General features: G+C 59.8%; 20 protein-coding genes and 1 tRNA gene. 7 read left to right on the forward strand and 14 right to left on the reverse strand.

Features of this window, described 5'->3' with window-relative positions; genetic code table 11:
- The 3 genes from ACR0NW_RS14655 to ACR0NW_RS14665 all read left to right on the forward strand — a co-directional run.
- Positions 1 to 181: EF-Tu C-terminal domain-related protein (locus ACR0NW_RS14655; RefSeq protein WP_480791879.1), on the forward strand; the 181-nt coding region annotated here is incomplete at its 5' end.
- Positions 182 to 364: 183 nt separating this feature from the next.
- Complete coding sequence (locus ACR0NW_RS14660; RefSeq protein ID WP_480451305.1) at positions 365 to 1,264, forward strand: AEC family transporter; 900 nt, start codon at positions 365 to 367, stop codon at positions 1,262 to 1,264.
- A gap of 228 nt (positions 1,265 to 1,492) precedes the next feature.
- The gene (locus ACR0NW_RS14665; RefSeq protein WP_480451303.1) at positions 1,493 to 2,434 is read left to right on the forward strand and encodes a lipid A-modifier LpxR family protein; all 942 of its coding nucleotides are present in this window, start codon (positions 1,493 to 1,495) and stop codon (positions 2,432 to 2,434) included.
- A gap of 19 nt (positions 2,435 to 2,453) precedes the next feature.
- Here ACR0NW_RS14665 and ACR0NW_RS14670 read toward each other — a convergent pair whose 3' ends face one another.
- A complete protein-coding gene (locus tag ACR0NW_RS14670; protein WP_480451302.1) occupies positions 2,454 to 3,164 on the reverse strand; it encodes a lysophospholipid acyltransferase family protein in 711 nt (236 codons plus the stop codon).
- Positions 3,165 to 3,307: 143 nt separating this feature from the next.
- Between ACR0NW_RS14670 and ACR0NW_RS14675 the strand changes: the two genes are divergently transcribed.
- Together ACR0NW_RS14675 and lptF are read left to right on the forward strand one after the other, a co-directional pair.
- A tRNA-Trp gene (locus ACR0NW_RS14675) sits at positions 3,308 to 3,383 on the forward strand.
- Between the two features lie 173 nt (positions 3,384 to 3,556).
- Positions 3,557 to 4,696, forward strand: a complete 1,140-nt coding sequence (lptF, locus tag ACR0NW_RS14680; protein ID WP_480451300.1) for an LPS export ABC transporter permease LptF — start codon at positions 3,557 to 3,559, stop codon at positions 4,694 to 4,696.
- Positions 4,697 to 4,723: 27 nt separating this feature from the next.
- Here lptF and ACR0NW_RS14685 read toward each other — a convergent pair whose 3' ends face one another.
- The 12 genes from ACR0NW_RS14685 to ACR0NW_RS14740 all read right to left on the reverse strand — a co-directional run bounded on the left by ACR0NW_RS14685 (position 4,724) and on the right by ACR0NW_RS14740 (position 16,188).
- Positions 4,724 to 4,987 (reverse strand): hypothetical protein, encoded by a 264-nt coding sequence (locus ACR0NW_RS14685; protein WP_480791880.1) that lies wholly within the window; start codon positions 4,985 to 4,987, stop codon positions 4,724 to 4,726.
- A complete protein-coding gene (locus tag ACR0NW_RS14690) occupies positions 4,944 to 6,461 on the reverse strand; it encodes a cytochrome D1 domain-containing protein (RefSeq protein WP_480451316.1) in 1,518 nt (505 codons plus the stop codon). Before ACR0NW_RS14690 ends, ACR0NW_RS14685 begins: the two co-directional genes overlap by 44 nt.
- Positions 6,462 to 6,543: 82 nt before the next feature.
- Complete coding sequence (gene nirJ / locus ACR0NW_RS14695) at positions 6,544 to 7,758, reverse strand: heme d1 biosynthesis radical SAM protein NirJ (RefSeq protein ID WP_480451297.1); 1,215 nt, start codon at positions 7,756 to 7,758, stop codon at positions 6,544 to 6,546.
- A gap of 3 nt (positions 7,759 to 7,761) precedes the next feature.
- Entirely contained in the window at positions 7,762 to 8,244 is a 483-nt protein-coding gene (gene ahbB, locus ACR0NW_RS14700) for a siroheme decarboxylase subunit beta (protein ID WP_480451296.1), read from the reverse strand.
- The gene (locus ACR0NW_RS14705) at positions 8,241 to 8,693 is read right to left on the reverse strand and encodes an Lrp/AsnC family transcriptional regulator (RefSeq protein WP_480451295.1); all 453 of its coding nucleotides are present in this window, start codon (positions 8,691 to 8,693) and stop codon (positions 8,241 to 8,243) included. The genes ahbB (ACR0NW_RS14700) and ACR0NW_RS14705 overlap by 4 nt, the downstream gene beginning before the upstream one ends.
- Positions 8,690 to 9,679: a siroheme decarboxylase subunit beta gene (ahbB, locus tag ACR0NW_RS14710; protein ID WP_480451293.1), complete on the reverse strand. Its 990-nt coding sequence runs from the start codon at positions 9,677 to 9,679 to the stop codon at positions 8,690 to 8,692. Before ahbB (ACR0NW_RS14710) ends, ACR0NW_RS14705 begins: the two co-directional genes overlap by 4 nt.
- Before the next feature lie 3 nt (positions 9,680 to 9,682).
- Positions 9,683 to 10,828, reverse strand: coding sequence for a cytochrome D1 domain-containing protein (locus ACR0NW_RS14715; RefSeq protein ID WP_480451292.1), 1,146 nt, complete (start codon positions 10,826 to 10,828; stop codon positions 9,683 to 9,685).
- The gene (locus tag ACR0NW_RS14720) at positions 10,825 to 11,175 is read right to left on the reverse strand and encodes a c-type cytochrome (RefSeq protein ID WP_480451291.1); all 351 of its coding nucleotides are present in this window, start codon (positions 11,173 to 11,175) and stop codon (positions 10,825 to 10,827) included. Before ACR0NW_RS14720 ends, ACR0NW_RS14715 begins: the two co-directional genes overlap by 4 nt.
- Positions 11,168 to 11,929, reverse strand: coding sequence for a uroporphyrinogen-III C-methyltransferase (gene cobA / locus ACR0NW_RS14725; protein WP_480451290.1), 762 nt, complete (start codon positions 11,927 to 11,929; stop codon positions 11,168 to 11,170). The genes ACR0NW_RS14720 and cobA overlap by 8 nt, the downstream gene beginning before the upstream one ends.
- A gap of 201 nt (positions 11,930 to 12,130) precedes the next feature.
- Entirely contained in the window at positions 12,131 to 12,538 is a 408-nt protein-coding gene (locus ACR0NW_RS14730) for a cupredoxin domain-containing protein (RefSeq protein WP_480451289.1), read from the reverse strand.
- A 56-nt stretch (positions 12,539 to 12,594) separates the two neighbouring features.
- Positions 12,595 to 14,388, reverse strand: a complete 1,794-nt coding sequence (locus ACR0NW_RS14735; RefSeq protein WP_480451287.1) for a NapC/NirT family cytochrome c — start codon at positions 14,386 to 14,388, stop codon at positions 12,595 to 12,597.
- A gap of 123 nt (positions 14,389 to 14,511) precedes the next feature.
- A complete protein-coding gene (locus tag ACR0NW_RS14740) occupies positions 14,512 to 16,188 on the reverse strand; it encodes a cytochrome D1 domain-containing protein (protein ID WP_480451285.1) in 1,677 nt (558 codons plus the stop codon).
- Between the two features lie 270 nt (positions 16,189 to 16,458).
- On the opposite strand from ACR0NW_RS14740, the gene ACR0NW_RS14745 reads away from it, so the two are divergent.
- Entirely contained in the window at positions 16,459 to 17,652 is a 1,194-nt protein-coding gene (locus tag ACR0NW_RS14745; RefSeq protein WP_480451284.1) for an NnrS family protein, read from the forward strand.
- A gap of 75 nt (positions 17,653 to 17,727) precedes the next feature.
- Here the strand turns inward: ACR0NW_RS14745 and ACR0NW_RS14750 are convergent, their stop codons facing one another.
- Positions 17,728 to 18,081 carry a winged helix-turn-helix transcriptional regulator gene (locus ACR0NW_RS14750; RefSeq protein WP_480451282.1) on the reverse strand — a complete coding sequence of 118 codons (354 nt, stop codon included), beginning with the start codon at positions 18,079 to 18,081 and terminating at the stop codon, positions 17,728 to 17,730.
- Positions 18,082 to 18,199: 118 nt separating this feature from the next.
- Between ACR0NW_RS14750 and ACR0NW_RS14755 the strand changes: the two genes are divergently transcribed.
- A complete protein-coding gene (locus tag ACR0NW_RS14755; RefSeq protein WP_480791881.1) occupies positions 18,200 to 18,682 on the forward strand; it encodes an ester cyclase in 483 nt (160 codons plus the stop codon).
- Positions 18,683 to 18,871: the final 189 nt, after the last annotated feature.

Below are 18,871 nucleotides of genomic sequence, written 5' to 3' on the forward strand. Positions count from 1 at the left end.
GACTGACGTGACCGGCACCGTGACGCTGGCGGCTGGCACCGAGATGGTCATGCCCGGCGACAACGTGTCGTTCGAAGTTGAACTGATCGCACCGATCGCGATGGAAAACGGTCTGCGCTTCGCGATCCGCGAAGGCGGCCGCACCGTCGGCGCCGGCGTTGTGTCGAAAATCGTCGAATAATTCGCGCAAGCGAATGATCAGACAGAAAGGGCGCCCCCAGGGGCGCCCTTTTTTTGTGTTCAGTTTCCGTTATTTGTCTCATTATGGTCGTTACAGTGGGCCATCGCTTGAGAAACCCAAACTTTGCTCTGGGCTTGCACGCTCGGAAGTCAGGGAACCCGAACGGAGAACGACCGAACAGTGATGACGACTCACCTCGAACACATTTTCCTGAATGTCTTCAACATCATTCTGCCGGTACTGCTCTGTGTCGGCGTTGGTTATGTTCTGGCCCTGATCAAGGCACCCTTTGACAACAAGGTGGTGAACGACCTCATATCGCGTGTCGGGTTTCCCACTCTGGTCATCTCTCATATCTCGACAGCCCAGATCGATGGTCCCACGTTTTTAACCGTGATCGCCGCGGCGGCGATGGCGGTCGCGGGACTGGCCATTTTCAGCCTGCTGGCCCTGCGATTGCTGGGCTATTCCATTCCGGCGTTTCTGGGGCCGTTGACGCACGGCAATGTCGGCAGCATCGGCTTGCCGGTGACCCTGCTCGCGTTCGGGGATGCGGGCATGGCCTATGCGATGGGATTCGTCGTTGTCATCCTGCTCAGCATGTTCACGGTCGGCATCTGGATTCCCTCCCGTTCCGTTTCGCTGAAGGCGGTGCTGACCTCTCCGGTCATCTACGCCGCCCTAATCGCTTTGGGATTGGTGATGACGGATACATCTCTGCCCAAGCCGGTGGCGGCGAGCTTTAATATTCTCGGCGGGCTTGCGATTCCTTTGCTGCTGCTGACGATGGGGCACACCCTTGCCTCGTTCAAGATCGGAGATGTTCGGCAGGCCAGCCTGCTTACCGCAATCCACCTGATTATCGCGGCGTCGGTCGCACTGGCGGTGACGCAACTGTTCGGATTTACGGGAACCGAGCGGGGCGTGGTGATTTTGTGCTGCCTGATGCCGTCATCCGTGGCCAACTATCTGTTCGCCGATCAGTATCTTCCGGAAAAAGCCCCGGATGTGGCGGGGTTCATTCTGGTTTCGACACTTGCAACCCTTGTGGTATTGCCGCTGGCGCTGACATTCTGGGTGTGACGCCGGACGCGTTATCAACGTCTGCACATAATCGATGTAGTTTGCGCACCGAAATTGCCATTCCTGCGCTCGCTTGGTCATCGGCCCCGAAAATGTTGCTTTTTGGTATCGACCCATTGTGCGGATTGTTGCCGTTATTGCTGCAAGAGATTCTATTTCCTACAGTTTTTCAAAGATTAAGGCAGGACGAACAACTTACCTGAAGCAGACAGGAACCGGGACTGAACCATGAAAAATTTTCTGGCAGCCATTTTGCTGTGCATTCCACAACTGCTTTTTGCGCAGTCGAACACGATTGTGCCGGATCAGACCAAACCGACAAAGCACGAGTTGGTGGGCTTTGGCTGGATGTTCAGCGATGATCTGATCGGTGACGATCACGACCGCTGGCAGACCTCGTCCCTGAACCTGTCCTGGGTTCTAGCGCGCGGATGGAACGGGGAATTGCCCGAGGCATTCGGAGACGTGATCGAAATCCGAGCCTATACTCAGATGATCTCACCCGAGGACCTGATTACGCCCAGTGCTACGGACAGGCAGTATGCAGGTATTCTGTCACTGGGTGCATTCACGCATTTTCAAAGACGTCAGGCAGAATACACGCTGGGCGCCGAACTTGTGGCGGTCGGTCCTCAGACCGGCGTCGACAGCCTCCAGACCGAGTTTCACAAGCTGATCGGCAGCACGCCCCCATCGCAGGCGGTTCTGGATGATCAGATCCCCAACGGCTTTTATCCGACTGCAATTGCAGAGGTTGGACGCGAATGGGAATTGGGGCGTTCCACGCGTATTCGCCCTTTTGCCTCTCTTCGTGCAGGTGACGAAACGCTGGCCCGCGTAGGATTCGATCTGGTGTTTGGTCAGATGGGCCGCTCGGAGCTGCTGGTGCGCGACAAAATCACCGGGCAGCGCTATCGCACCATGCGCAAAAGCCCGAAAGGGTTCAGCGCCGTGTTCGGCGTCGATGCGGCCTATGTGGCCGACAGCGCCTATATTCCGAATTCAGGTACCGTCAGCCTCAAGCATGAACGCTACCGCGCCCGGCTTGGCCTGAACTGGGAGGCGAAATACGGAACCTTCTTTTACGGCGCGACGTATCTGAGCCGCGAATTCGATCCGCAGCCCGAAGGGCAGGTCGTAGGGTCGTTGAACTTCAAGATCTGGTTCTGAGAGAGGCCGTTGCGCGGGGTCAGTTTGCCTGACCGCCCCGCCACGGTTCGCGTCCCACCATCCGGTCGGCCTCGGCCGTGATGTCGTTCATGTGCCGTTCAAGGCTCTGCCGTAGTTCCTCGATCTGGTCTTCGCTGGCCTTGCGAGGAACGGGGTCGGTCCATTCGCGGCATAGAAATACGCCCTCATTCCGCCAGGGCCTCGGCATTAGCAGGCGATCCCATGTCCCGGCTTCTCGGCCGTGGCGGGCGGAATAAGTGATGCCGAACACCCGTTTGCCCGAGGTGCGTGCCCAGATCAGTGGCACGGTCGATGACACCCGCTCGGGCCCGCGCGGCCCGTCGGCTGCGATACCGATCGATATTCCCTGCTTCATCTTGCCCAGCACTTCGCGCGACAGGGCAACGTGCCGCTTGTGGCTGGACATGGCAATTGTATCCATGCCGAATTGCTGCTGAACCCGTCCAACCATGCTGCCTGCGCGCGCGGCTGAGGTGATGGAACAGATGCGGCCCTTGTCCAGCGGAAAGAAATAGGGCGACTGGGCCAGACGCTGGTGCCACAGCACCACGATGACCGGTTCACCCTGTTCGGCCAGCTGATCCAGTTCCTCGTATCCGATGCGTTGCCACTTGGTATTTCGATGCACCATGCGGATATAGCTCGCAATGCGCCGCGCGAACCAGTTCAGAGCGGTTTCGCTGTTTGCGATTCTCTTGCGCAAATTCACTGGCGGCGTCCTCCTGCTGGCCGGGCAAAGTCATACCCGACTTGGCGTCGCGTGCAATCGGTTTGTCTGTAACAGAACTGTGGGTAAAATCGAAAAAGCCTCTTGAGTCCGCCGCGCGGCTGGCATATCTGGATGCTCGATACAGGGGTATAGCTCAGTTGGTAGAGCGACGGTCTCCAAAACCGTAGGTCGCGGGTTCGAACCCTGCTGCCCCTGCCATCAAGATCAATCGCCAACATGCTGATCCGGTCCGTTTCCTTACCAGCCCGTTTCCTTGTCAAAATGGCACTCAACATATTTCTTATGTTTCGCTTCTGCCGTGCAATCGCGGTTTCCTCCCGGGTTCGAATGGCATAACATCCGCGGAAACCCTGGCGACCGGATGGAGTCACATGTCGCGTTTCGATGGATACTTCCTGCGGCAGCTGCTTGTTCTGTTCGGATTTTTCACACTGGTTCTGGTAGGCGTGTTCTGGATCACCCGGTCGGTCAGCCTGTTCGACCATGTCATCAGCGGTGGCCAGTCCGCGATGGTGTTTCTCGAATTCACTGCATTGACCCTGCCGACGCTGATCCGAACCGTCATGCCGATGGCGGTGTTCGCGGCAGCTGTTTATGCGACCAACCGACTGAGCCGAGAAAGCGAATTGACGGTGATGCTGGCAACCGGCAGCAGCCCTTTGCGGCTGGCCCGCGCGGTGTTCCTGTTCGGCCTCTTTTCCGGGTTGATGATGGCTGTCATCAGCGTCTATCTGCGGCCGGCGTCGGTTCTGCAACTTGAGCAGCGACAGGCCGAAGTCGCCGGAGATGTCACCGCCCAACTGCTGAACGAGGGCGAGTTTCTGCACCCGACGCCAGGCGTTACCGTCTATATCAGCAGCATAGATCTGGATGGAACTCTGCACGACGTTTTCGTCTCGGATGGGCGCGACAAGCTGCACCCGGTCAACTATTCCGGAACAACCGCCTATCTGGTCAACAGCGACACGGGCTATAATCTGGTTATGCTGGATGGCGTCGCGCTGCGCCTCGACCGCGAGGGAAGAACCCTGTCTTCAACCCTGTTCGAGGATGTTACATTCGACATTTCCGAGCTGACCGACAGCGACGACGGTCACACACGCAGCCTCGAAGCCATCCCGACATCCGAACTCATCTGGGATCGCGCGGCAGTGGCCGAGGCTGACAAGTTCAGCCAGGGTGAACTGATCGAGGAATTGCACCAGCGGTTTTCCTGGATTGCCATCTGCATCGCCGTTGCACTGGTTGGCTATTCGACGCTGATGCTTGGCAGCTTTTCCCGCTTTGGTCTGTGGCCGCAAATTCTGGCGGCCTTCACGATACTGGTTGTGCTCGAAGGTGTACGCGGATTTGTGGCATCGATCGTAATCGACCGCCCGAACCTTTGGATATTGCTTTATTTGCCCGCAATTTTTGGCATTTCCGTATCCTGCTTGTTTTTCGCATTCGCCGGGCGTCCGCTGATCAAACGCAGGGATCGGGGTGGCAAGGCCTCTTTGTCTCCGGTCTGACCGGTCGGCCCTTGAGTTCCCTCGCGCCTAACCGTCCGCTTCGTCCATCAGCCCGCGCAGCCAGCGCCCGGCCAGCCATGCCGCCGGGATGCCCAGCGGGATTGACCACAGGATCGCAGGCACTGGCCGGATTGCCCCGAACCCAGCGCTATGGGCGATAAGCCCGACAAGAAACAGATTGATCGCCACGGTCAGCGCCGACGCCGGGTACAGAAGGATGGCCAGTTTCCAGACTGGCCACCGCCCTTCAGTGGCTGGTGCCTTCCGAGAAGGTGATTTTGTTCCAGACATTGTATTTCCCCGAAGGTTTGCGCATCGGTAGCCGCCGGATTTCCTCCAGCGTTTGCGCATCATAGATGATCACCGCGCCGTCATCCTCCCAGATCGACACCAGCGCACGGTTGCCATCGCGGGTGAACTCCACATGCGCCACGGTCTTGCCGGGGGCTGGGCGCAACGTCTTGACGATCTCAAGGCTTTCCTTGTCGATCACATGCATGGCGTCCTTGTTCGGGCCAAAGAAGACGTCTGCCCAGACATAAGGCGAATTCTCGTGGCTTCGCATGAAGAAACCCGGGCCCTCGGTCGTGATCCGCTTCACCGTTTCCCACGTGCCCATGTCGATGACCGACACGGTTCCGTCCGTCAGATGCGGTGTCGCCATCACAGTCGTTTCACCACGTTTCCAGGTGATACCCGACCCCAGATGCGGCATCCCCGGCAGATCCAGATCGGCCACTTTCTGGCCAATGACCAGATCGATGACTTGACCGCCCTTGCCGTCACGAGAGGCGCCCATGACGTATTCATAGCTCTGGTCGAAAAAGAAATCGTCCAGATAGTCGGGCGTGGTGATCTTGCGCACCGGGAAGGGGTCGGGGTTCTTGAATTGCCCCTCGATACGAAAGTCATGTCCCAACCCGGACTGAGGCGGATTCGCTCCGTAAAACACCTCCCAGATTTCCGGCACGTCCTTCAGCGCCAGCACAAAGCTTTCACGCGGCGGCGCCTGATACACGGCGGAAACCCGACTGGGCTTGCCCTTCTTGCCCTTGACTTCAACAACCTTGGCGACCGCCAGATCGTCCGTAGACAGCAGTGTCAGAGAGTTCGGCAGGTAGTTCGCAACAGCCAGCCATTTGCCATCCCCCGACATGGCGATGTTGCGGCTGTTCAGCCCGGCCCGGACCCGCCCAACCTGCTTCAACGCCCAGATGTCGTATTTCTGAACCCAGCCATCGCGGGACATGATAAAGACATACCGCCCGTCGGGGCTGAACTTTGGCCCGCCATGCACGGCAAACGGCGTCTCGAACCGGTCCAGAACCTCGAACGTGTCACCATCCAGGACACTAACGTGATGGTCCCCGGTTTCCACCACCAGCGTGATATTCATCGGATCGCTGGCCCAGACGGGGGCGTCGACAGGTGCATAACCTTCGTCCAACGTGCGGCTGGCCATGATTTCGACCTCACTCCAAACAGGATCGGTTTCCAGCGGGGATTTCAGCCAACCGGCCAGTTCCTCGATCCGCAAGGCGTCCAGTTCATGGGAGAAGGCTGGCATCTGCGTGGCCGTCCGCCCGTCGGCAATCACCGCCGCCACCCGTGGCCCGCGCATCCGCTTCAAGGTCTCAGGGATCAGCGCCGGTCCAACTCCGCCAAGACGGTTCTCACCGTGGCAAGAGGCACAATGTTCCGCGTAATCCGAGGGCGCATCGGCCCAAGCTGCGCCTACGCTAAGTAGGCAGGCCAGCCCCCCCATCTTCATCTTTTCAAAAATACTCCAGCCGGAGGCTCCCGCGCTCACCACCCGCGTATCGGCCGGGCCAGCAGAGCAAACGGTTTCAAAAGAACTGATGCGCCGGATCATGGCTTTTCCCCCGGAATGGCGTGACCTGCAGACGTTCCCCCGCATCGTTCACACCAATTTCTTCGTTCGAAAGATAACAGGCCGGGTCCTCGGCCCACGGATCACCGGTCACCTGCAAGGCCCGGATGCGGGTGTTGCCACCGCAAACATCCTTCAGCTGGCAGGCGCCGCACCGCCCCTTCAGCGGGCGCGGACGGGTGCGCAACAGGGACAGCATCCGGTCTTCCCCGGTCCAGAGCTCGGAAAACGGCGTCGTCTTGACGTTGCCCACGGTGTAATCCGACCAGTAGGTATCGGGATGCACCCGGCCCAGATTGTCGATATTGGCCACACCCAGCCCGCTGGAGTTTCCGCCCCACGCCGCCAGATGTTCACGCACATGCGCGGCCTTCTCATCATCGAACTTGTCGCGAACCCAGTTCAGGAAATACCCCGCATCAGCATCGTTGTTGCCCGTCACGATATCCAGAGGCCGCCCGCCCGAGGCCGCCTCCCACGCCCGCTCCAGCAGCAGGTCCATACCCCTGCGGGTGCGCTGATGTTCGGCATCCTCGCCACGGTTCTTGTCTCCGCGCCCGGCATAGACCAGATGGCTCAGATAGAACTTGTCCACCCCTTCATCTTCGCACAGCTTCAGCAGATCGGGCAGGTGATGCTGCGTGCCTTCGGTCAGGCAGAACCGCAGCCCCACCTTGATCCCGCGCTTCTTGCATTCCCGCACGCCGCGTAAGGCATCGTCAAAGGCGCCTTCGACACCCCGGAACCAGTCATTCGTGGCCCCGATCCCGTCCAGTGAAATTCCGACATAGCTGAAACCAACTTCGGCAATCCGATCAGCAGTTTCGCCATGGATTTTCGTTCCATTGGTCGATAGCGCCAGCATCGGCACCAGTTCCCGCGCACGACCGGCGATATCGAAGAAATCCGACCGGTCCAGCGGTTCCCCACCCGAGAGGATCAGGGCCGGGACGCGAAAGTGGCCCAGATCCTCAAGGGTTTTCATGGCTTGCTCATGGCTGAGCTCGCCGGGAAACGCCACATCCGCCGAAACGGTGTAACAATGGCGGCATTTCAGGTTGCAGCGCCGTGTCAGGTTCCAGATCACCACGGGTTTCACCGGTCCGGGGCGGCGTTTGCGCACCGGAGTCGGCTCGACCAGTTGGTGCATGTATTCGGTCAGGCGGAACATGTCTCAGCCTTTCTTTTTCAGGCGCAGCCCGGTCTTTTTCAGGATGCGAGTGGAATAAAGGATATCTTTGGCCCGGCAGGCATCGCCCAGAATGGCCGTGATCTCGGCCCGTTTTTCCTCGACCTCGTCCCGGTCCGAACCATGGACCATGGCAAACAGGTTATAGGGCCAGTCGGGCAGGGCGCGGGGGCGTTCATAGCAATGGGTGACAAAGGGCAGTGCGCCGATTTGTGCGCCCAGTTCGGTTATGCGATCGTCCTGCACATCCCAGACAGTCATCCCGTTCGAGGTCATGCCCAGCTTGTAATGGTTCGGTGCGGCAGCGATGCGACGGATCACACCGCGCGATTTCAGTTCGGCCAGCCGGAACAGCAGGGCATCCTCGTCCATGCCAAGGCCCTGGGCCACAGCGGCATATGGTGCAGCTACCAGCGGCAAACCGCCTTGCAGCGCCTCGATAATCTGCCTGTCTCTTGCGTCGATCATGCCGCCACCCGGAAGCCGATGAAAAATTCCTGAAGTTTGGGGAAACGGAGAACTTCAATCCCCGTTTCCCGTTCGATTGCATCGGCGGTGGCCGCGATCCCCTCGGGCGTTTCGGTGGCCAGCACGAACCACATGTTCAACCGGTGCGTACGTTCATAATTATGCGCGACCTCCGGATGCGCATTGACTTTGGTCAGGACGGATTCGAATTCCCCCGCAGGGACCGCCATGGCGCACAGGCAGAACGCGCCTCCCATCGCCGCGGCGTCGAAAAAGGGACCAAAGCGTGTGATCACCCGATCCTCTTTCATCCGCGCCAGCCGCTCCAGAAGATCGTCCTCGCTTATTCCCAGCTCAACGGCCACCTCAGCATAGGGGTGTGCTGTCAGCGGCAGATCATCCTGCATCCGGTTCAGGATGGCGCGGTCGGTTGCATCCAGTGGTGTCATGCAGCCACCTCCTTGGGCTTGATCAGCGCGCCGGTCTGTTTGAAGCAGCGGGTCGAGAACAACACCTTGTGCTGCGCCCCCGCCAGTTCCGGCAGATTGGCAGCCTCGCCCAGAACCTCGCGCGCTTCGGGGCGCGAACGGGCATGGATCATGGAATACAGGCGATATGGCCAGACCCCCTCGATGGGTCGGCGCTCGTAACACAGCGTCACGCCCGGATGGGCAGCCAGCGCCGGCCCGGCGCGGTCGATCTGCTCGGCAGGCAGATCCCAGACCACCATCGCATTGGCCGACCATCCCAAAGCGCGGTGGCGAACGATGACGCCAAGGCGCGAGATGATGCCCGCCCGATGCAGAACATCGATACGCTTCATAACCTCGGCCCCGTCGCGGTCCAGCGACCGGGCCAGCGCCAGGAACGGATCGACTACCAGTGGCAGACCCGAGCTCAGCGCCTGCAACAGATCACGGTCACCCGGCTGCATGGCCGAGCGGTCTACTTTCCGCGCATTTGGGACGCTCCGGGTGCCGCCCGACATGCGAAACCCGAGATCCACGTTGAAGGGCCGCACCAGCCGCAAGTCCAGAACCCGCAGCCCCGTGCGTTGCCCGATCCGCAACAGGGTATCATCCACATGCGCGCGATCCGGCCCGGTGGCCACGAACCACAGGTTCCAGGCATCTTCGCGCTGATAGTTGTGGTTTACGCCCGGCTCGGAATCGATCAGGGCCGCGATCTCTTCAATACGCTCTTCGGGTGCGGCGACGGCAGCAAGTGTGCTGGCCGAGACGGCTCCGGGCGCGATGGTGGCGCCGACACGGGTGATCCGCCCCGCCGCGCGCATCCGGGCCAGCCGGTCCAGCACATCGTCCTCACTCAGCCCCAGCGTGTAGGCCAGAACCTGAAACGGGCGTTCAACGACCGGAAAATCGCGCTGGAAATCATCCAGCAGCCGACGGTCGATCGGGTCGGTAATATGGCACATGAATCACAATCCCGTTCTGTGCGCGCGGGCGGTAAAAAATATGCCCGATGGACTGTCCGCCTCGATTTCGCGCAGTTTCTCAAATGTTTGCGTGTCGTAGACCATGACCTTGTTGGCATCGCGCACGCTGAGCCACACCTCATGCCCGCGCGGTGTGAACTCCATGTGCAACACCGCAGGGCCGGGTTTGAATTCGTGGATGATTTCTTTGCTCACTGAGTCGATCACCTGAATCGTGTCGTTCAGCGGATGGGCGAAATTCACCCAGACCTGCCGCCCGTCGGGCCGCGCCATGGCAAAGACTGGTTGGCCATGGGTTTTGGTCCGTCCGGTTTCGGTCAGGGTGTCGGCGTCGATCCAGAGAACCTCGTGATGGCCAACGGCGGGCAAAACGAACTCGCGCCCCGTCAATGCCCAGCCTTCAAGATGGGGCATCTTGTAGACGGGCATTTCCTCTTGCCCGCGCCCATAATCCGGCAGGACCCGAATGGGTTCGGGATTCTCGGACCACAAATCCAGCGCGGTCAGCCCGTCTTCGCCGAACAGGCCGGTGATATAGGTCCGGCCATTGGCGGTGATCAGCGCGTCATAGGGGTTTTTGCCCATATCGGGGATTTTGGTGATCTCCGGCGTGCCACTGGCGAAATCGGCGATCCAGGTCTCGCCCGTGTCCCACATGGTGAAAACGAACCGGCGTCCCGGCGCATCGACAAGGCCGATGGTTTTGCTGTCGGTGGGGATGTCCGCGACCATCTCAAGCGTATCGGCATCAAAGACGCGCACGCCGCCGGGCTCATAATTCGACACCGCCACCAGCTTGCCATCGTCCGAGATCGCACCGCCGATGGCATTACCTGCCTGCACGACCCGGTTTACGATCTGCCGGGTCACGATATCGATCTTGGTCAGCCCGCCGTCGCGACCGAATACATAGGCAAACCGTTCATCCGGGGAATAAACCAGCGAGGCATGGGACAGATCGCCCAGCCCCTCGATCCGCGCAAGTGCTGCGCGCTCGGACTGATCCACCAGCAGGACCGAGCCCTGCGCCCGTTCGATCACCAGCCCCAGATCGCCGGTAGCGGTGGGTTCACCATGCGCGGCGGTCATCATCAATGTTGCCACAAGGCCAAGGACGATATGTTTCATTGTGCCTCCGGTTCCAGCAGGTAACGGGCGATCCATTCGGCCTCTTCTTCGGAAATCAAAGGCCGCCAGGGCGGCATGGCCGTATCGGGAATACCGTCAAGGATCACCCCGGTCAGAACATCCGCGTCGTAGTGTTTCAGGTTTTCCGCGCGCAGGTCCGGGCCAAGACCGCCTTTCAGCGACAGCCCGTGGCACGACCCGCAATCCTGATGAACAAGACGCCTTAGTGCGTTGGGGTCCAGCGCGTCGGCGGCCAAGGCCGAGGTCGCGACCATGATGGCGGTCGTCAGAACAGCCCGCGAAGGCCAGCCCGCGCGACCGCTGTTTGTTTGACAGATGCTAGCCATGAGCCTGCTCCAGCAACTCGGTCACAGGCCGTTCCGCATACAGCGAAACCACCTGACCGATGATGAACAATGTGGGCGCCTTCAGTTCGGCCTCGCGCACATCCGAGGCCAGCCGGTCCAGTCGCGACACGAGGCGGCGCTCGTCCGGGGTGGTGGCCTTGCCCACAGCAAGAACGGGAGTTGATCCGGGCAGATTCTCGGTCATCAGGCCCATGGCGATCTGACCGATATTGGCCACGCCCATATACACCACCAGTGTCGAGTCCGGGTCGGCCAGACGTTTCCAGTCCAGATCCAGAATCTTGTCCGCCTGCCGGTGGCCGGTGACATACTGAACCGAGGTCGCCAGCCCACGATGGGTCAGCGGCACGCCGGTCGAGCTGGATGCCCCCTGCGCCGCAGTGATGCCTGGCGCATATTCTACCGCGATGTCATGTTCCAACAGATAGGCGGCCTCTTCCGAGCCGCGGCCAAATATCATCGGATCGCCACCCTTCAGGCGCGCAACGGTGTGACCGGCGCGTGCTTCCTCCAGAAGAATTTCGTTTATGCGGTCCTGCGGAACGGTGTGGCATTTGGGGGCCTTGCCCACCGGGATCAACCGCGCACCTTCGGCGTGCATGGCAAGGATGTCGTCCGAGACCAGACGGTCATAGACCACAACATCCGCCTCTTGCAGCATACGCAGGGCGCGCAGGGTCATCAGCTCGGGGTCGCCGGGGCCAGCGCCAATCAGAAAAACCTTACCGCTCATGTGCAAACTCGCTTGTTCTGAATGTCTTCGGAACCCGGATCTTCGGCAGCTTCCACGCGCTAAAATGGGACGTTGCTGGGGGAACCGGGCGTGTCATGGGGGCAGACTGGCGCAATCGCAAACCAACCTCCTTGACATAAGTTAAGGAGCGCGGGATTTGCGCCCGCGCCCCTTTGATCTTGCCTGTATTTTTGCCTCGGCTCAGGGTTCGACTGTGATCATTCCGATCATGTTCTGCGTCTCCCAGTGCGGTCCGCACAGATAATCCTGCGGACCGGGGGTGAGGAAGGTCATGTCCACTGTTTCCTCGGGGAAAATCCGGTCGGATTCGGGTTCGCTGCCATCCTTCAGCAGCACGCTGTGGCTGGTGCGCTTGTCCACGTTGACCCAGCGCACCGTGGTTCCTGCCTTGACCGTCAGTTCGGCGGGGCAAAAGTTGTACTTGTACATCAGCACCACCTTCGCGTCCTCGACGTCAGAAGAGGGCTGGCCGAACATCTCGACATAGCGCTCTTCCGCCTCGGCACAGATTGCGGCAGTGTCTTCGTCCGCAGCAAATGCCGGTGATGCCATAAGCAGCAGAGCAGGAAGAAGGTTTTGGGTTCTCATGGTCCAATTCTCCTGTCCGAAAAAGGGCAGGGGCCGGATCATCCGGCCCCCGTCCGTTACTGTTTCACCACGTTGATATTGGCGGTGTCGTCATCCAGCGCGAGGCTGGTGTTCAGCGTCACATGGTGGAACCTTGCCGCGGCAAAGTCGTCGTGGATCGCAAACCCGACCGTGTAGGTCTGGCCGGGCTCCAGCGGCACATCCCCTGGCGCACCGGAATTCAGCGGCCGCGAGAAGACGACAGTCCACATGCCACCCGACAGGTTGGCCGAGGCGGCGATTTCACCGTTGTTGACCACGCGCTGTTCCAGCAGATAACCGTTCGAGGCACTGCCATCGGCATAGACGCGCATCAGGTCAAGGAAGGTACCGTCGGCCAGGTACTGCTCGATTTGGGCTTCGGCCTCCAGCTTGTCCCAACCACCCATCGGCTTACCGCGGCGGCCCTTGGTATCAACCTCGGTGCGGCTTTCGCTGATGTATTTGGTCACCGTGTCCTGAGTGTTCATGCGGCCCGTGAAATCACCATTGGCGGCAATCGCATCGGCCTCGGGCGCGAAGGGCATATAGGTGTTGTCGGCGTGGCACGAGGCCCAGCAACCCACCTGATCGCCCAACTCGATGCCGGTGCCGGTGATCATCATGGCAACCTTGATCTGGTTGTCGGGGTCCATCTTGCCGCCTTCGACGAAGGGGGCAGGGCTGTGACCCGCATCCGGCCATTGCATGCGAATGTACAGGTTCTCGTCGTCATGCGCGGCCTGAACGGTCGCATCGATGACACCACGCTTGCCGGGGATCGGCGTCGGTTCCAGCTCGCCACCGGCCACGATCTTGTTGCCGATCGCATCCAGTTCCTTGGCGTGACAGGTCGAGCACTGATCGCCACCCTTGGTCAGGGGACGGGCGCCACCATGGAACTTGCCGTTCTGTACCCATTCAAACGAAGCCTGACCGGGGTAGAACAGTTTCAGATCCGCACTTGCCACGGCGTTCCAGTCGATGTTGCCACCGACATCGCTGCCACCACCACTTGCGGCGGGCGCTGCGGCCTCTTCTTCTCCGCTTGCGTTGGCGCGTTCTTCGGCAACGGCTGCGTCAACAGCGGCTGCGATCTGGGCCTGAACAGCTTCTTGCTGGGCCTGCTTGGCGGCTTTTTCAGCCTCGGCCTCGGCAGCTTCCTCGGCTTCGATCTTTGCAAGACTGGCCAGGTATTCCGGCGGGATCGGGCGGATGAAGGCGGGGTTCGGCGCCTCAAGTTCTTCCAGATATTCCTCGTCAGCACGGTCACGGGCATCCGAGTGGGCGATCCCCTTGTGACAGTCGATGCAGGTCTGACCGATCTCCATCGCGTTCAGGTGCTGCTGACGTGCGCGGGGTTTCTGGAACTCGGGCATCATCGATTCAAAATCGTGACAGTTCCGGCATTCGCGCGAGTCGGTGGCTTTCATCCGCTCCCATTCGTTCATCGCCAGATGCACGCGCTTGGCTTCGAACTTTTCGCGGGTGTTGATGGTGCCGACCACCTTGCCGTACAGCTCTTTGGACGCCTTGATCTTGCGGATCATCTTGTGCGTCCAGTCCTTGGGCACGTGGCAGTCAGAACAGACCGCGCCCACGCCCGAACGGTTCACGTCGTGGATCGTGCCGGTGTATTCCTCATAGACGAAATCGCGCATCTCGTGGCACGAGATACAGAAATCCTTGGTGTTGGTCGCTTCCATGGCGGTGTTGAACCCGCCCCAGAAGATGATGCCGCCGACAAAGGCCGCGGCGATACCGGCCACGGGCATTCCCCACAGGAAATACCGGCGCCAGATCGGTGGTTTTTTATCCGGTTCGGAAGTCATATCCGGGCTCCGTTTTAGCTGTCTTGACTGGCGCGGCGTGTCAGGCCGGCGCATTGGCTCAAAGGGCAAACGAAGAAAGGGCGGGCGAGGGGCCCGCCCTTTCAGGTTTTGGTTGCGATCCCGTCAGGTGACGTGGTTCGACCGGTTGTAGACGTTGAACTTGCCGGTTGGTGCGTACAGCCCCTCGATACGGCCGATCTCTTCCAGCGTCTTGGCGTCAAAGATCACGATCTGACCGTTCGGCTCTTTCGAGTCCGACAGGTTCCACTTGGAAACCCAGACCTCGGTGCCATCGGCGTTGAACTCGAAGTGGACGGCGGCACTGCCTTCGTCTTCGGTGATCTGGATCGTTTTCACAATCTCACCGGTTTCCTTCGAGATGACCTGAACCGACTGCTGAATTTCCGGCTCCGGATGTTTGGTCTGGTCAGCCCAGATGTAATCCGAATTCGGGTGAGTGCGGACAAACAGGCCGGGGCCGTCGGTTTCCACTTCGTAGCAGACCTTCCAGGCATCGTCCGGACGGTTCTCGGGGTCATTACCCCAGACAGTCACGGTACCAACACCAAGGTGAGTCGTACCGGCCACCGGGCCACAATTCGGGTCATTCCAGTTGGCGCCCGGACCGGGGTGCGGCAGCGCGGCCGTGTCGATCATCGCTTCCAGCTTGTGGGTCTTGGTATCGACGACCACCATCTTGTTCGACGCGTTTGCGGCGATCTGGAAGTAACGGCCTGTCGGGTCAAAGAACCCGTCATGCAGGAACTTGGCACTGTCGATCTTGTCGATCCGCAGGTTGTCCAGATCGGTGTAATCGACCTGCCACAGCTGTCCCAGCTCCTTCACGGCAACGATCCATGTGGGTTCGTTCGGCGTGGTGTAGATCGCGGCCACGCGGGCCTCTTCCACATAGTCCCCGTCCACGTTCACGCCGCGGGTCGATACGACCTTGACCGGTTCCATGGTCTGAGCGTCAACGATTGCGAAGTGCGGCGGCCAGTAACCACCACCGATGACGTATTTGCCATCGCCGGAAACGGCAACGTCGCGGGCGTCATAGGCGATCTTGACCTCGGAAACCAACATCTTGTCCGGTGTTTGCCACAGGTCGATCTTGGTCATCTTGCCGTCGCGGCCCATCGTGTACCAGAAGCGGCCGGGCTGTTCGGGCTCTTCCAGCTTGTGGTGCTCGGACGCCTTCAGAACGTGCACGGCATAACCGGTCGGGATGTGCGTCAGCACCTCTTTGGTGTCACCGTCGATCACGGCCACCTTGCCTACATCACGCTCGATGACGACAAAGAAGTTTTCCCAGTTACGGCCATGCAGCGGTTCGGTCGGATAATCGGCCTCTTCCACATAAACCTTGCGGGTCGCCATCATCTGATCCAGCGACATCTCAGGCGGCTTTGGCGGCTCCATCATGATGTAGGTCGCCATGTCCTTGATTTCCTGCTCGGTCATGATGTCCGAGAAGTTGTTCATCCCGCCTTCGGTTCCCCAGGCGATGATCTTTTCAAGGCGTTCCTGTCCCAGTTTCAGGGTGCCGCCTTCGGTGACGGTGCCATCGTCTGCGGTCTTTTTCCAATGGGGTTCAAGGTTCTTGCCGGTGGCGCCCTTACGCAGAACACCGTGGCAACCGGCACATTGTTCAAAATATAGCTGCTTGGAGGCCTCAAAGGCTTCCTCGCTCAGTGTTGGCTCTTCGGCAAAGGCCGGTGCAGCGACGCTGCCCAGCAGCATCGCCAAACCAACCCCAAATGCGCGGCCGGTTTTGTTGTAGCTGATTCCAAGTGACATGATCACTCTCCATATGCGTGGTGAGGCAGGGCAGAGAGTGCGCCCTGCACTCGGAAAGCGCCTTGACCAAAGTCAACGAAGCTCTCGGAAACGTGATGCGATCACCTGTCCTTTGGCCCGCACAGGGCTTTGTAAATCCTGCTTTTGACAGTCATCTTTTTTCAGCCGTCTTGATTTTGGTTAAGTATGGCGACCTCCTGTGCCGCTACTGATCTTGGAACAGGGCGCGACCACAGATCGCGCACAGCCATCGAGGCAGAGGAGATATCCATGACAACTGTTGCCACGCGCGTTCTGGGTGAAGGGTTTCGCGTCTTTTTCCTGTCCGCCGGGCTCTACGGGTTATTCGCGGGCGGGGCCTGGGGGCTGTGGCTGGCGATGCAGAGCGGCGCGATCCCATCTCAGGCTTCTTCCTACGCCATGAGCCCGCCAATGTGGCACGCGCACGAGATGATCTTTGGATACGCGGCGGCCGCGCTGGGCGGGTTCTTTCTGACTGCCGTGCCCAACTGGACCGGCGCCCCGAACGCGCGTGCCCTGTTCATCGCCACGGCGGCCGGGCTGTGGCTGGCGGGGCGGGTCGCGATGTGGTTTTCCGCATCGCTTGCGCCGTGGCTGGTCGCGGTGCTTGATCTGGCCTTCATCCCGATTCTGGCGGCCAAGATCGGCAGCCAGCTGATCCGCCGCCCAAAACCCCAAAATATGGTCTTTCTGCTGATTCTCGGTTTCATCTGGATCGCCAACCTCATGACCCATCTGGAGTGGATGGGCGTGACCGATGATACGCTGAACACCGGTTTGCGCGCGGGGCTGCTGACCCTGTGCTCGATGATTGCCGTTTTGGGGGGGCGCATCACTCCGGCCTTCACCCGCAACGCGATGAAGCGCGCGGGTGAGCCTGAATCCGCATGGCCGGTCAGCGTCGCGCGAGTGGAAAAAGCCAGCCTTGTGACCGCGCTGATGCTGCCGCTGTCGATATTGGTCCTTGGCAGCGGGCCGGTGGCCGGAGCGCTGGCTCTGGTCTTTGGCGTCCTTCAAGTTGTGCGGCTGTCGCGCTGGCGCGCAGGCTGGGCCATGCGTCAGCCCATCCTGATCGCCCTGCATCTGGGACTTGGCATGCTGGCCCTTGGCCTGATCCTGTGGGGGCTTGCCCTGCTGGGAATCGGGAACGAGATCGGCGCCCTGCACGTCCTGGGCATCGGATGCGTCGGCGGCATGACCCTTGCGGTGATGAGCCGCGCCGCGCTGGGCCATAGCGGCCGTGCATTGGTGGCGCCACAGCCAATGGTTCTGGCCTATGGGCTGATGGCGGCGGCGGCAATCGTCCGGTGGTTCGGCACCGGGCTCGACACCGGTTACCTGACCGCCATGCTGGTGGCTGACGGCCTGTGGATCTGCGCCATCGGCCTGTACCTGATCGCCATGTGGCCCTCGCTTACGGGGCCACGGGCAACCACCGCCTGATCGGGCCCTGCACGACAATTTTAGGCCCGGTTAGGTGTGGTTTGCATGAGCGCGCCCAGAACGCGCAAAATTCTGTCAGTCAGTTGAATCAGCCGCAATTTCAGCCAATCCCCAGTGTTCCAAGGCTTCGATCACCGGGGCCAGACTATGCCCCTTTGGGGTCAGCGAATATTCGACATGGGGCGGCACGACATCCAGAACTTCACGATGCACCAGACCGTCTTCCGCCATCGCTTTCAACTGAGCGGTCAGCAACCTCTGAGAGATACCTGCCAGATCGCGCTTCAGCGCATTGAAGCGCTTAGGCCCATCCGTCAGCTCATATAATATCAGCAGCGTCCACTTCCCGCTTATTACACTCAGAGTGCGGCGCACCGGACAGGTCAGGTAACCTTCCGGAAATACGCGTTCTTTTGTTTCGGTTCGCATGCGGTGCCTCCGATTGCAGTACCCTTTAGTATACTAGTAGCTAAAATAGTGCGTACTAGACGAAATGAATTTACCCTTTAATTAGCAGCCATCAGTTCGCAAGAAAAGGATCTATGAAATGTTGAAACTGACAACTTGGATAATGTCCGGAGCAATGATGATGACTGCCGCAACAACCGCCTATGCCAACGATGCCGTAAAAACGATCCGCGAGTTCTACGAAGTCGCAGATGCCCGACCAATGAATTCAGAGGAACTTCGCAGTTATTACGCAGAGGATTTCGTTGATCACGATGCCGCTCATGAGGGCGGGCACGTTGACGGCGGTGTCGGCACTTACGCTGCGTTGGCAGATGGGGCACCGGATTCAAAGCACGACCTGGTCATGGTTTTGCCTTCGGGCGACGACAAGGCCATCGTGTACTGGCGCTACAAGGGAACCAACACCAACAATCTGTTTGGTATGCCAACGACCGAAACACCCCGCAGCTTTGATATTGCCGGGATCGAGATTTTCACCGTCCGGAATGGCAAAATCACCGACATGTGGCACGTAGAGGAAATCAGCAAGCTAGTCGAAACGCTCACCGGCGAAGAGTGAATACCGATGATCACACCCCCGGATGATGTTCGGGGGTGTGATCAATACCGACTGCCTTCGCTGGTTACGACGAACAGGTTTTCCTACCTTCATGGCAAGTTGCACCTGATTGGGCACTGCCAATCTTGGTTTGCCGTTGAAAACGGCCGTAATGTCGGAAGCTGAGATTGGGCCTTTCGTTGCTTAGGC

It is taken from the genome of Ruegeria sp. CF5, from assembly GCF_056537325.1.

What these genes read in the sequence shown, in the direction of transcription:
- ACR0NW_RS14660 (WP_480451305.1), top strand. Translation starts at nt 365, where the DNA reads ATGACGACTCACCTCGAACACATTTTCCTGAATGTCTTCAACATCATT.
- ACR0NW_RS14665 (WP_480451303.1), top strand. Translation starts at nt 1,493, where the DNA reads ATGAAAAATTTTCTGGCAGCCATTTTGCTGTGCATTCCACAACTGCTT.
- lptF (WP_480451300.1), top strand. Translation starts at nt 3,557, where the DNA reads ATGTCGCGTTTCGATGGATACTTCCTGCGGCAGCTGCTTGTTCTGTTC.
- ACR0NW_RS14685 (WP_480791880.1), bottom strand. Translation starts at nt 4,987, where the DNA reads ATGTCTGGAACAAAATCACCTTCTCGGAAGGCACCAGCCACTGAAGGG.
- ACR0NW_RS14690 (WP_480451316.1), bottom strand. Translation starts at nt 6,461, where the DNA reads ATGGGGGGGCTGGCCTGCCTACTTAGCGTAGGCGCAGCTTGGGCCGAT.
- nirJ (WP_480451297.1), bottom strand. Translation starts at nt 7,758, where the DNA reads ATGTTCCGCCTGACCGAATACATGCACCAACTGGTCGAGCCGACTCCG.
- ahbB (WP_480451296.1), bottom strand. Translation starts at nt 8,244, where the DNA reads ATGATCGACGCAAGAGACAGGCAGATTATCGAGGCGCTGCAAGGCGGT.
- ACR0NW_RS14705 (WP_480451295.1), bottom strand. Translation starts at nt 8,693, where the DNA reads ATGACACCACTGGATGCAACCGACCGCGCCATCCTGAACCGGATGCAG.
- ahbB (WP_480451293.1), bottom strand. Translation starts at nt 9,679, where the DNA reads ATGTGCCATATTACCGACCCGATCGACCGTCGGCTGCTGGATGATTTC.
- ACR0NW_RS14715 (WP_480451292.1), bottom strand. Translation starts at nt 10,828, where the DNA reads ATGAAACATATCGTCCTTGGCCTTGTGGCAACATTGATGATGACCGCC.
- ACR0NW_RS14720 (WP_480451291.1), bottom strand. Translation starts at nt 11,175, where the DNA reads ATGGCTAGCATCTGTCAAACAAACAGCGGTCGCGCGGGCTGGCCTTCG.
- cobA (WP_480451290.1), bottom strand. Translation starts at nt 11,929, where the DNA reads ATGAGCGGTAAGGTTTTTCTGATTGGCGCTGGCCCCGGCGACCCCGAG.
- ACR0NW_RS14730 (WP_480451289.1), bottom strand. Translation starts at nt 12,538, where the DNA reads ATGAGAACCCAAAACCTTCTTCCTGCTCTGCTGCTTATGGCATCACCG.
- ACR0NW_RS14735 (WP_480451287.1), bottom strand. Translation starts at nt 14,388, where the DNA reads ATGACTTCCGAACCGGATAAAAAACCACCGATCTGGCGCCGGTATTTC.
- ACR0NW_RS14740 (WP_480451285.1), bottom strand. Translation starts at nt 16,188, where the DNA reads ATGTCACTTGGAATCAGCTACAACAAAACCGGCCGCGCATTTGGGGTT.
- ACR0NW_RS14745 (WP_480451284.1), top strand. Translation starts at nt 16,459, where the DNA reads ATGACAACTGTTGCCACGCGCGTTCTGGGTGAAGGGTTTCGCGTCTTT.
- ACR0NW_RS14750 (WP_480451282.1), bottom strand. Translation starts at nt 18,081, where the DNA reads ATGCGAACCGAAACAAAAGAACGCGTATTTCCGGAAGGTTACCTGACC.
- ACR0NW_RS14755 (WP_480791881.1), top strand. Translation starts at nt 18,200, where the DNA reads ATGTTGAAACTGACAACTTGGATAATGTCCGGAGCAATGATGATGACT.